We start from the raw sequence: 12,134 nt of genomic DNA, 5'->3' as shown, positions 1-12,134 counted from the left end.
GACCTGGTGCGTCAACCGGCCGTGCACGCCGTCCCGTTGAGCGTGAACGCGGCCGGAGCGGCGCTGTTGCCGCCATGGCTCGCCTGGTAGCCGATGCCGACACTCGCGCCGGGCGCGATCGTGCCGTTGTAGGACACGTTGGTGGCGGTGACGGTCCCGGACGACGGCGCGTAGGTGGCGCCCCAGCCGCCCGTGACGGTCTGGCCGGCGGGAAGCGTGAAGCCGAGTTTCCAGCCGCTGACGGTCGTCGTACCGGTGTTGGTGAGGGTCACGGACGCGGTCAGGCCGGTGTTCCAGGCGTTGACCGTGGACGTCACCTTGCAGGCGCCGGGCTGGGGCTGCGGCGCCGGGCCCGAGCTGTCCAGGCCGAAGAAGGTGAGCACGCGGGAGGCCATTCCATTGGCGTACAGGTTGTGGCCGACGCCCTGGAGGCTGATGGCCTCCACGGGGGCCCGGTCACCCGTGCCGCCGTAGCGGGTGCGGGTCCAGCCGGACTGGGGTGTGTCCGTGGCGGTCGGCGTCTGGCTGACACCGTGCACGTTCGTCCACTGCTTGATCTGTTCCCCGAAGTTGGGATAGCGCAGGACGTCGTCCTGGGTGCCGTGCCAGATCTGCATCCGCGGGCGGGGACCGGTGTAGCCGGGGTGGGCGTTCCGGACCAGGTCGCCCCACTCCTTCGGGGTGCGGGTCAGCGTGCCGCCCGAGCAATTGCTGTTCCACTCGGAGCCGTCGGTGGTGGCGAAGCAGGCGAACGGGACGCCCGAGAACGCGGCGCCCGCAGCGAACACGTCGGGGTAGTCGCCGAGCAGGACGTTCGTCATCATCGCGCCGGAGGAGATGCCGGTCGCGAACACCCGGCCGGTGTCGGCGTCGTAGGTGCGGGTGACCCAGTCGATCATCGACTTGATGCCGACGGGGTCGCTGCCGCCGCCGCGGCGCAGCGCCTGGGGCGAGGAGACGTCGAAGCACTTGCTGCTGCGGGTGACGGACGGGTAGAGCACGATGAACCCGTACTGGTCGGCCAGGGTGTCGTACTCGGTGCCGTTGTACATGTCCGGGCCGGAGCCGGTGCACCAGTGCACGGCGACCACGACCGCCGGGTTCGGAGTGACGCTCTCCGGCACGTACAGGTACATCCGCAGATTGCTGGGGTTCGTACCGAAGTTCGTGACCTCGGTGAGGGCCGCGGCGGGCACCGCCCTCTCGCCGGCGGACTCGCGGGCGGACCCGGCCGGCTCACGGGCGGCGGCCGCGGGTGCGGTGAGCACGGTGGCCGCGAGCATCGGCAGCAGCGCGGCGACGAGCGCGAGGAGTAACGACCGCAGCGGTCTCCTCGCCGTGGGGCGGGGGGTGGCAGGCACGTCCGTGTCCCTTCCGTTGTGAGGTGCGGCGCGCAGGACGTCGTACGGCGGTTCAGCAGGTGGAGTCGGTCTGGGTCAACAGGGCGAGCCGCCAGGGCAGCCGGTAGTACTCGCCGCTCGAGGCGGGGTCCATCCCCTGGTAGAGGAACCGCAGGCGGCACGGGTCGATCGTGAGGGTCTGGTCGACACCGGAGCGGATCATCTCGCCATGGCTGAAGTCCCTGGTCCAGGCCGGTTGTCCGGCCTCGAAGGTGACGTTGTTCGAGCGGGCGAAGGGGTTGGCCTCGGTGTCGGCGAGCGGTGTCCAGGCGCCGCCCGGACTGTCGGCGCGCCAGGCCCGGAAGTAGCGCCGCCAGTCGGATCCGGTCGCGAGCGCCTCGACGAGCATGAGATAGCCGGAGCCGTCGCCGAGCCGGTAGACGTTGCCCCCCTCGAAGAGGTCGAAGCGGTTGGGCTCGGACAGCACGATGGCGGTGTCGCGGAAGCCGTTGGGGAACGCGGCGAGGCTGGTGCGCGAGCGGTACTGGTGGCCGTTGCCGTCGGAGAAGAACAGGTAGCAGTCCGTCCGGTCGCAGATCGTCCAGAAGTCGAGCCAGGCGCCGTCGCCCTTGTTCTCGGTGACGATCGGCGGCTCACTGTCGAAGAAGTTCCGCGGCGCGCTCCAACTGAGCGGGTCCGAGGGGTCCTTGGTCGTGGAGTAGGACGGTGGGCCGGTCTGGTAGACCATGTACCAGGTCTGCTGGGGCGCGAAGTAGAACACCTGGGGCGCGGCCGCGTACCGGTCACCGATGTTCGGGTTGGCGTCCAGGAACGTCTGGGGCGCCGAACCGGCCTCGGACCACTCGGTGAAGCTCGTGTGTCCCAGACTCCAGCGTCCGGCGGTGTCGGCGGTCGTGAAGTAGACGTGCCAGCGGTCCCGGTAGCGGAAGACCGTCGGGTCCTTGACCGAGAGGATCGGGTGGGCCGCGTCCGGCCTGGGGCTGATCAGCGGGCCGCTGGACCTCCAGGTGAACGAACCCGGCAGCGATCTCTCGTCGCCGGGCCGCGACGTGCCGGCGGCCGCCGCTCCCGGCGCTACGGCCAGGGCGCCGACGGCCACCAGCATGAACACGAGTCCACTGACGAACGTACGCATGCGCGGAGTCCTCATCGACCCGCCCTCTCGTGAAGGGAAGCGTTCGTCGGCATGGTGACATGCACATGGCTTTCATGGAAGCGCTCCCACGCCACCCCCGAGACACCCCCGCCCTGACCAGGACCGGCCGAATGGGTTCTGCGCGAGGCGTTGACTAGAAAGCGCTTGCCCCCTACGTTCCGTTCAGCAGTGTGACCGAGGCCTTCGGGCCAGTCGTACGCAGCGCGCGCGGTGAACAACATGGCGAACGTCATTCATGTACATGACCGACCTGCACCATGACGGCACCACGAAGGGACGCACCCCACATGCGTACTCCCCCACGTACACGTGTACACAGATCCACCCTGGCCGTCGCCGCCGCGTCCGCGTTGGCGACCATGGCGGTCCTGGCCGTTCCCCAGCCGGCCGGGGCCGCCGAGACCTCGCCGATCGGGTTCGGCGCGGGGACGACCGGCGGCGGCAGCGCCTCGGCGGTCACCGTCTCCACGCTGAGCGCCTTCAAGTCGGCGGTGACCGGCAACGCGGCCAAGGTCGTCCGGGTCAACGGCCTGATCCCGCTGAGCGGTCAGGTCGACATCGGGTCCAACACGACCGTCCTGGGCGTGGGTTCGGCGTCCGGGTTCACCGGCGGCGGACTGCGGCTGAAGAAGGTCTCGAACGTCGTCGTCCGCAACCTGAACATCAGCAAGCCCGTCGCGCCCGCCGACGGCATCACCGTCGAGGCGTCCACCAAGGTCTGGATCGACCACAACTCCTTCTCGGCCGACCGCGATCACGACAAGGACTTCTACGACGGCCTGCTGGACGTCAATCACGGCGCGGACAACGTCACGGTGTCCTGGAACACCTTCAAGAACCACTTCAAGGGCTCGCTCGCCGGCCACAGCGACAACAACGCGAGCGAGGACACCGGCAAGTTGAAGGTGACGTACCACCACAACCACTTCGCCAACGTGTACTCGCGCATCCCCAGCCTGCGCTTCGGCACCGGGCACTTCTACAACAACTACGTCGAGGGCGCCGACACCGCCTGCCACTCGCGCATGGGCGCCCAGATACTGGTCGAGAACAACGTCTTCCGCTCGACGAAGATCGCGGTCACCACCAACCGCAGCAGCGACGTCGACGGATACGCCAATCTGCGCGGCAACGATCTCGGTGGAGCCGCGACCGAGGTCTCGCGCGTGGGCAGCTTCACCAGTCCGCCGTACGGCTATTCGGCGGAGCCGGCCTCGTCCGTCGTCACCTCGGTGACGTCGGGTGCGGGCGCCGGAAAGCTCTGACACCCCACCTCCCCCACTCACTCAAACGACAGAAGGAATCGGGACATGACTTCTGCGACACGTCCGCGCGCCCGGCGGCGCGCACTGACCGGAGCACTGGCCACCCTCGGCCTCTCGGTTGGCATGATCATGACTACCAACGCGCCCACGGCGAGCGCCGCCACCTGGCCGACCCCCAACGGCAGCCAGGGGACCTCCTCCACCATCTCCGTGTCCGGCACCAAGGACTACGGGATGAAGCGGTACTACGGGACCGGGGACCTGGCCGGTGACGGCCAGGAGGAGGGCCAGGACCCGATCTTCAAGCTCGCGGACGGCGCGGTGCTGAAGAACGTCATCCTCGGCGCCCCCGCGGCCGACGGCATCCACTGCGAGGGCAGCTGCACGCTGCAGAACGTCTGGTGGGAGGACGTCGGCGAGGACGCCGCCACCTTCCGCGGCGGCAACGGCGCCACGTACCAGGTGATCGGCGGCGGCGCCAAGAAGGCGGCGGACAAGGTCTTCCAGCACAACGGCGGCGGCACGCTGAACATCTCCAACTTCGCGGTGCAGGAGTTCAAGACGCTCTACCGCTCCTGCGGCGACTGCTCCACGCAGTACACCCGCAAGGTCAACCTCAACACCATCGATGTGACCGGCACGGGCTCCACCGCGCGGATCGTCGGCATCAACGTCAACCGCAACGACGCGGCGACGCTGCGGGGCATCACGATCCGCAACGACTCCGGCCGCAAGGTCGTCCCCTGCCAGAAGTACAACAACAACACCGCTGTCGGGTCGGGACCCGACAGCAAGAACTGCCTGTACTCCACCTCGGACGTCACCTACAGGTAGTTCCTCGAACAGCCCCCCACGGTGAAGGCGGCCGTGCGCAGCGTCCCGGCGGGCGCCGCGCACGGCCGTCCGCGTCATGCGCCCCGCACGCGCGCGCGGACCTCCCCGATCAGCTCCTGCCGGTAGCCGGTGTAGGCCACGCGCAGTTCGGCGCCGGGCCAGTCGGCGGGCAGGAGCCCGGGCGGCAGGACCGGATCGGCCAGCAGGTGCCGTACGACGGCGGCGAAGGCGGCCAGGCGATCGGCAGGGCGGTGCGCGTCGGCGATGTGGCCGAGCAGCGCGCGGGCCGTGGCAGGCCAGGTGTCCAGCGGCCACAGGGACGCGGCCAGGTCGCGCGGGGGCCGGTCGGGGCGGGCCGTGCAGCGCTGGGACACCTGGTCCAGATCGCCGGGGAGGGCTCGGTCCAGGTTGGCGGGCCGGAGCCAGACCCCCTCGCGGAGTTCGGCGAGGCGGAGTCCGGCCAGCCGGGCCCGCAGGTCGGCGCGTTCGGCGGGTCCGCGCCCCGTCGCGGTGATCACGACCATCTCCCAGTCGCCGTCCCAGGCGCGGGTACGAGGGTGCACGGCGTCGTCCTGGCGGCGCTGGCGTTCCAGCAGCCGGTCGCTGAGGCGGTAGCCGGTGTCCGTGCGCCGCAGATCACCGGCGGCCACCATCCGGCTGAGCGCCGCCCGCAGCGTGGAGCCGCCGACGTCGAAGCCCTCCACGAGCCGCACGAGCTCCCTGGCCGTCAGTTCGGGGGGATGCGTCCCGAGCAGCAGGCTCAGCACGACCGACCGCGCGGACAGGGGGCGCAGGTCGAGCGCGCCGGGCCGCGCCGGGACGTTCATCGGCATGGTCACGTACTGTACGCGGCGGCATTCCGTGTTGCAGTATTGCTGCGGTCGCAGCCAGAGTGCAACACTCGGCGTATGGTCTCGACACTGGACGAACAGCATGCGTACGGCGGACCCGCCACGCACGACGTCACCAACCAGGCCCCGCCCCTCACCCCGTACGACGCCTCCGACGACACGGCCCTGCTGGAAGGGCTGCGGCGGGAGGGCGCCGGGTGGGCCGAGGAGGACCTGCGCCGGCTCGGCAGGCAGGCCGGCAGCGCCCGGGCCCAGGAGTGGGCCGACCTGGCCAACCGTCACGAGCCGGAGCTGCGCACCCACGACCGGTACGGCAACCGGGTGGACGAGGTCGAGTTCCACCCGAGCTGGCACCACCTGATGCGCACCGCGGTCACGGAGGGACTGGGCGCCTCGCCCTGGGCTGACGACAGGCCCGGCGCGCATGTCGCCCGGTCCGCCGGCGGACTGGTCTGGGGGCACACCGAGGCCGGCCACGGCTGTCCGACGTCGATGACCTACGCGGCGGTCCCCGCGCTGCGCAGGCAGCCGGAGCTGGCGAAGGTCTACGAGCCGCTGCTGACGAGCCGGGAGTACGAGCCCGGCCTCCGGGTGCCCACGGAGAAGCGGGGCCTGCTTGCGGGCATGGGGATGACGGAGAAGCAGGGCGGCTCGGACGTCCGGACGAACACCACTACGGCCACGCCCACGGCCGAGCCCGGGGTGTACACCCTGCGCGGGCACAAGTGGTTCACCTCGGCGCCGATGTGCGACGTGTTCCTCGTGCTGGCACAGGCCCCGGGCGGCCTGTCCTGCTTCCTGGTGCCGCGTGTGCTGCCCGACGGCACCCGCAACACCTTCCGCATCCAGCGGCTGAAGGACAAGCTGGGCAACCGCTCCAACGCCTCCTCCGAGCCCGAGTTCGACGGGACCGTGGCCTGGCTGGTCGGGCCCGAGGGCCACGGAGTCAAGACCATCATCGAGATGGTCAACTGCACGCGTCTCGACTGCGTGATGATGTCGGCCGCGCTGATGCGCAAGTCCCTCGTCGAGGCGGGGCACCACGCGCGCCACCGCAGCGCGTTCGGCGCCCGGCTGGTGGACCAGCCGCTGATGCGCAACGTTCTGGCCGACCTGGCGCTGGAGTCCGAGGCGGCCACCACGCTCACCCTGCGGCTGGCCGGGGCGGCCGACCGGGCGGTCCGCGGAGACGACGCGGACGGGGCGGAGGCCGCGTTCCGCCGGATCGCCACCGCCGTCGGCAAGTACTGGGTGACCAAGCGGGGTCCGGCCTTCACCGCGGAGGCCCTGGAGTGCCTCGGCGGCAACGGCTACGTCGAGGACTCGGGCATGCCCCGGCACTACCGCGAGGCTCCTCTGCTGTCGATCTGGGAGGGCTCGGGGAACGTCAACGCGCTCGATGTGCTGCGGGCGCTGAGCCGCGAACCGGGCACCGCCGAGGCGCTGTTCGGCGAGCTGGACCTCGCCCGGGGCGCGGACGCCCGGCTGGACGCGGCGGTGAGCCGGCTCAAGAACCGGCTGCCCGAGGCGTCGCAGACGACGGCCCGCCGGCTCGTGGAGCAGATGGCCCTGACGCTCCAGGCCTCCCTCCTCGTCCGGCACGCCCCGCCGGCGGTCGCCGACGCGTTCTGCGCGAGCCGGCTCGGGGGCGACTGGGGGCAGGCGTTCGGGACGCTGCCGGAGACGGCGGGCCTCGACGCGATCCTGGAGCGCGCCCTGCCCGACGAGGGCTGAACGGACCGAACGACCGCTTCTCGGCGAGTGACTGAGCTGTCGTCAGCCAACCGGCGCACAGATCGCGCACCGTCATCTCCCGATTCCGCTTCGTTGTCAGTGCCGTGGTGCAGACTCCCCGTCAGTTGGTACTTCGCCTGGGGAGGACAACGTGTTCAGGGGGATCGACGAGGTCGACTGGGCCTCGCTGCGGCATGCGTACGGCAGCGCGGAGGACGTGCCCGGACTACTGCGGGGACTGGCCTCCGCCGACCCGGCCGAGCGGGAGAGCGCGCTCGACGGGATGTACGGCGCCGTGCACCACCAGGGAGGCGTGTACGACGCGACGCTCGCCTGTGTTCCGTTCCTCCTCTCGCTCGCCGTCCGCGAGGAGGTGCGGGACCGGGCGGGGGTCGTGGAACTCCTCGTCAGCATCGGTGACATCGCAGATGACGAAGGTGCCTCCGCGGAGGAGAACGCCGCGAGAGCCCGTGCCGCGCTGCACGCGGGTGCCGATGTCTTCGTCCGGCTCGCGGGGGACGCGGACGCCGGGGTTCGCCGGGCCGCTCCGGGCGCACTCGTGCGGTTCCTGGGCCCACCGGCCCGGGTGCTCGCCCTGTTCCGGGAGCGGATCACCGTGGAGCGGGACGACCGGGTCCTGCTCGCCCTGGCCGCGAGCCTGGGCCTGTTCGTGGAGCGGCACCAGGAGCACGCTTCCGGGGCGGTGGACCTGCTGGCTGAGTTGAGCAACCCCCCGTACGGCCCGGGGCTGCGGCTCGCCGCGCTCGGCCAGCTGGCGGGATGCGCGCCGGGGCTACTTCCCGCCAATCTCGTACCGGCCGTCGTCCGGTTGCTCAGGGACAGATCCGGGGAGCACACCCGCGCCGGCCACGGGGGCGACCGTCCCGGCCCGGACACGCTCGCCGACCGGCTGCGGCGCCTGCGCCCCTCGGACGAGGAGGGCTCCCAGCTGATGCGCACGCTGCACTCCGCGTTAGGAGGCCGGGTCACCGACCGGGTCGCCCTGCTGTGCGGGCAGCTGACCAGCCCGGATCCCCTCGACCGGTGCAACGCCGTGTGGATGTCGGCCGGGCTGTTCCGTGAGTGGCGTACCGGCGGCGCGGAGCCGGTCGCCCTCATAGGTGCCCAACTGGGCGCCGAGGAAGGCCGGTTGCACGATGCGGCGGTCGCCGTTCTGGTGGAGCTCTTCGAGCTGGCCGTGCCGGCTGCGGACCATCTCAACGCGCTGGTGACCTGCCGTCCCGAGTTTCGCGTACGGCACGGGGAGCGGGGCGGGCCGACGCTGGGCGGTCCGCTCAAGGCCCTGGCCAGGACGGGGGATCCACGGGCCGCGCAGGTGCTGTCCGAGGTGCTGGCCGGCCCGGTCGTGCCGGACGACCTGGGCTACGCCATACCCCACTTGGGGCCTGCGGCCTCGCCACTCGCTCCCGCTCTACGGCGCCGGCTCGCCCGCGTTCCGCTCAACGGCCCCGACACCCACGAGCGGGCCGCTCCCCTGCTGTCGGCGCTCACGGCACTGGGCGACGCCGAGTCCATACCGGCGGTGTTACGTCTCCTGCGCGGCATGCCGGACGGGCCGCGCCCGCGCGACGCCGTCACGGGAGCGGCGGTCCGTGCCCTCGGCGCGTTTGGCAGGGCCGCGTACGAGGCGGTACCGGACCTGCGCGGACTGCTGGAGACGGACCGCGCCGTCGCAGCGGCGGAGGCGCTGTGGTCGATCACGGGCGAGCCGGACGCCGTGCTGCCCGCGCTGCTCCGGGAGTTGACGGACAACGGCGGCGACCGGCGTCGCCGCGCGGCCGCGGCGGACGCGCTCGCACGACTGGGAACGGCGGCCCACCCTGCCTTGCCCGGGCTGCGGCGGATGGCCGGCTCCGGCGACGCACGGGAGCGGGCCGCAGCCGCGTGCGCGGTGTGGCGGATCGCCGGGGAGCCGGAACGGCTCCTTCCCGTCCTCCGCTCCGCGTGGGCTCAGGACCCGCGCACCCGGACGACGGTCGCCGGGTGCGTGGCGGACCTGGGGCCCGCGGGAGCGCCTCTGCACGACCTGCTCCGAGCGGAACTCGCGTCCCCGCGGCGGCACCGGGCCGACGCCCGCGGTTACGGCAGCCACGACATCCACGAGGACGAGGGGTTGCTGCGGGTGTGCCGGGGGGCGCTGGCCGGGGTGGGGCACGGGTAGGTGAGATCCGTCAACGGCCTCCCAGGGCCTCACCCCGTCGTACGTCCCCACATCGGCCCGAAGCGGGACCACTCGGCGTCCCACTGGTCCATCCGGTCGCGTTCCAGCCGGCGGCGCAGGGCCCGGCCGCCGACGAGCGGCAGGGCCGCGGCGCCGATGCCCGCCACGCAGCCGATCAGGAAGGCCCGCACATGGGCCTGGGACTCGGTGACGGGTCGGGTCACCTGGCGGCCCTCGGGGTCCGTCCACACCGTGACCGGTGTCCCGGCGGCGCTGCCCGCCGGGACCCGCAGCTGTCCGGAGTGCGCGGAGCCGTCCACAGCGGTCCACGTCGCCTTCGCCCACACCTGCTCGGTACGGGACACGCCGCCGTTCTCGGAAGCCCTCCCGGGAGCCTGCTCGTCCAGCCGGGCCACGAGGGGCCGCCACTCGACACGCTCCCGGGCCAGCCCGTCCTCGACGGACCGGCTCACCGTCGTGCCTGCCAGCATCCCGACGAACGCGGTGAGCGTCCACACGCCCAGCACGACCCAGGCCTCCACCCTGTCGGCGCGGCGCTTGAGCGGATTGCGCCGCCAGCGCCACAGCCACACCTTCGGACCTCGTAACGCCATCGAAGGCATCCTCCTCATGCGCGCATGACCATCCCGCCGCCCTCTGCATACGGAAGACGGCGCCTGGATGCTCACTGCACCTACTCCGACGTGACGGCCCCCACGCCGTCCGGCCCCTGCGAGCGGCCCCCGGCACGCGCTCCGCCGAACCCCGCGGCGGCCCTCGACACCCGCCTGACCTGCATCGGAGCGGGTTCCAGAGGTGACTGTCAGTGGTGGGGTGCAGACTGGCCGGTGTCAGAGACGAGGGCGTCAAAGACGACGCCGCGGAGGTGATCGGCATGGCCGAGGTACTGCTCGCCGTGGGCACGCGCAAAGGCCTGTTCATCGGGCGCCGGCGGGGTGGTGGCGCCTGGGAGTTCGACGAGAGTCCCTACTTCAACGCGCAAGCCGTGTACTCGGTCGCCGTCGACACCCGGGGCGCGACCCCTCGGCTGCTGGCCGGGGGCGACAGCGCGCACTGGGGCCCGTCCGTGTTCCACTCCGACGATCTCGGCCGCACCTGGACCGAACCGGCGCACCCCGCCGTCAAGTTCCCCAAGGACACGGGGGCGTCCCTGGAGCGGGTGTGGCAGCTGCACCCGGCGGCCGCCGAGCCGGGCGTGGTGTACGCGGGTACGGAACCGGCCGCGCTGTACCGCTCGGAGGACCGCGGGGAGACGTTCGAGCTGGTCCGGCCCCTGTGGGAGCACCCGACCCGGTCGAAGTGGGTGCCGGGCGGCGGCGGTGAGGGTCTGCACACGGTGCTCACCGACGCGCGCGACCCGAAGGCCGTGACGGTCGCCGTCTCGACCGCCGGTGTGTTCCGCACACTGGACGGCGGCGCGAGCTGGGCGCCTTCCAACTCGGGTGTCTCGGCGGTGTTCCTGCCCGACCCGAACCCGGAGTTCGGCCAGTGCGTGCACAAGGTCGCGCGGGACGCGGTGAGCCCGGACCGGCTGTATCTGCAGAACCACTGGGGGGTGTACCGCAGCGACGACGCGGGCGCGCACTGGACGGACATCGGCGAGGGCCTGCCGTCCACGTTCGGTTTCGCGGCGGTCGCGCACCCGCACCGGGGTGACACGGCGTATGTGTTCCCGATCAACGCCGACGCCGACCGGGTCCCGGCCGACCACCGGTGCCGCGTCTACCGGACGGCGGACGCGGGCAAGAGCTGGGAGCCGCTCTCGGCGGGGCTGCCCCAGGAGGACCATTACGGCACGGTGCTGCGCGACGCGATGTGCGCGGACGACGGCGATCCGGCGGGTGTCTATTTCGGCAATCGCAACGGCGAGGTGTTCGCGTCCGCTGACGACGGCGACACATGGCAGCAGCTCGCCTCGCATCTGCCGGACGTGCTGTGCGTGCGGGCCGCGACCGTCGGATGAGCCAAGGAGGGGCCCTGGGCGTCACTGAGCCCGCTCGCGCACCTCGGCGTAGCGGGCCAGCCCTTCCGCCATGCCCCGCATGAACAGTTCGGAAGGCCCGGACGGCACCGACGCCGTCGTCGCCGCCGGGGTCGAGGCCGACCGACCGTGTCGTGTCCGGACTGTCCACCTTGGACCACAGTTTGAGGGCTCCTGTGAGTCAGGGAGTCGGCCGGCGCGCCGATGGATCAGCGGCCGGTCGTGCCGTCGATGAGTTCGCGGAGGATGTCCGCGTGGCCCGCGTGCCGGCCGGTCTCCTCGATCATGTGGGTGAGTGCCCAGCGGATGCTGGGAGCGGGGCGGTCCGGCCGTGGTCGGGGAACCGGTGCGCCGAGATCGGTGCACCGGTCGAGAACGTCGTTCGCGCGCTCGACCGCCTCTCGGTAGCGGCCGACGACGTCGGCCGCACTGTCCGTCGGTGCGGCTCGGAACGTCGCCTGCCAGTCGGTGACGTGGTCCCCGAGGAACATCGCGCGCTCGACGTGTGTCAGGTGGTTGAGCAGACCGAGCAGGTTCGTGCCCGAGGGCACGGCGGCTGTTCGCGCCTGCGGTTCGGGGGCGCCGTCCACCTTCGCGGCGACAGAGACCCGCAGGTAGTCGAGGAATCCGCGCAGGACCTCGGTCTCGTCGCTGCCGGTCCGGGGCGGCGGGGTGTCGCGGCGGCGGTTGCGGCGCGTGGTGCCGGGCACTGTGGTCTCCCTTCCTTCGTCGGGCGGCGCCGGCCGCGG

General features: G+C 71.9%; 10 protein-coding genes. 5 read left to right on the top strand and 5 right to left on the bottom strand.

Annotated features, from left to right (window positions below; translation table 11 throughout):
• Positions 1–11: 11 nt before the first annotated feature.
• Positions 12–1,283, bottom strand: a complete 1,272-nt coding sequence (locus ACFT32_RS10185) for a PHB depolymerase family esterase (RefSeq protein ID WP_382488849.1) — start codon at positions 1,281–1,283, stop codon at positions 12–14.
• A gap of 130 nt (positions 1,284–1,413) precedes the next feature.
• The gene (locus ACFT32_RS10180; RefSeq protein ID WP_382487830.1) at positions 1,414–2,496 is read right to left on the bottom strand and encodes a non-reducing end alpha-L-arabinofuranosidase family hydrolase; all 1,083 of its coding nucleotides are present in this window, start codon (positions 2,494–2,496) and stop codon (positions 1,414–1,416) included.
• 308 nt (positions 2,497–2,804) lie between these two features.
• Between ACFT32_RS10180 and ACFT32_RS10175 the strand changes: the two genes are divergently transcribed.
• The gene (locus ACFT32_RS10175; RefSeq protein ID WP_382487829.1) at positions 2,805–3,782 is read left to right on the top strand and encodes a polysaccharide lyase family 1 protein; all 978 of its coding nucleotides are present in this window, start codon (positions 2,805–2,807) and stop codon (positions 3,780–3,782) included.
• Positions 3,783–3,827: 45 nt separating this feature from the next.
• Positions 3,828–4,616: a pectate lyase gene (locus ACFT32_RS10170; RefSeq protein WP_382487827.1), complete on the top strand. Its 789-nt coding sequence runs from the start codon at positions 3,828–3,830 to the stop codon at positions 4,614–4,616.
• Between the two features lie 74 nt (positions 4,617–4,690).
• Here the strand turns inward: ACFT32_RS10170 and ACFT32_RS10165 are convergent, their stop codons facing one another.
• Complete coding sequence (locus ACFT32_RS10165; protein WP_382487825.1) at positions 4,691–5,449, bottom strand: PaaX family transcriptional regulator C-terminal domain-containing protein; 759 nt, start codon at positions 5,447–5,449, stop codon at positions 4,691–4,693.
• 75 nt (positions 5,450–5,524) lie between these two features.
• Between ACFT32_RS10165 and ACFT32_RS10160 the strand changes: the two genes are divergently transcribed.
• Positions 5,525–7,201, top strand: coding sequence for an acyl-CoA dehydrogenase family protein (locus ACFT32_RS10160; protein ID WP_382487823.1), 1,677 nt, complete (start codon positions 5,525–5,527; stop codon positions 7,199–7,201).
• A 151-nt stretch (positions 7,202–7,352) separates the two neighbouring features.
• Entirely contained in the window at positions 7,353–9,383 is a 2,031-nt protein-coding gene (locus ACFT32_RS10155; protein ID WP_382487821.1) for a HEAT repeat domain-containing protein, read from the top strand.
• Between the two features lie 29 nt (positions 9,384–9,412).
• Here the strand turns inward: ACFT32_RS10155 and ACFT32_RS10150 are convergent, their stop codons facing one another.
• A complete protein-coding gene (locus ACFT32_RS10150; protein ID WP_382487819.1) occupies positions 9,413–9,997 on the bottom strand; it encodes a hypothetical protein in 585 nt (194 codons plus the stop codon).
• 212 nt (positions 9,998–10,209) lie between these two features.
• On the opposite strand from ACFT32_RS10150, the gene ACFT32_RS10145 reads away from it, so the two are divergent.
• Positions 10,210–11,367 carry a WD40/YVTN/BNR-like repeat-containing protein gene (locus ACFT32_RS10145; RefSeq protein ID WP_382487818.1) on the top strand — a complete coding sequence of 386 codons (1,158 nt, stop codon included), beginning with the start codon at positions 10,210–10,212 and terminating at the stop codon, positions 11,365–11,367.
• Positions 11,368–11,594: 227 nt separating this feature from the next.
• Here ACFT32_RS10145 and ACFT32_RS10140 read toward each other — a convergent pair whose 3' ends face one another.
• Positions 11,595–12,095, bottom strand: a complete 501-nt coding sequence (locus ACFT32_RS10140) for a DinB family protein (RefSeq protein WP_382487816.1) — start codon at positions 12,093–12,095, stop codon at positions 11,595–11,597.
• Between the last annotated feature and the right edge of the window lie 39 nt (positions 12,096–12,134).

Origin of the sequence: Streptomyces sp. NPDC057002, assembly GCF_042673825.1 — a bacterium.
Classification (GTDB): Bacteria; Actinomycetota; Actinomycetes; order Streptomycetales; family Streptomycetaceae; genus Streptomyces.
This window is presented reverse-complemented; position numbering and strand designations above follow the sequence as displayed.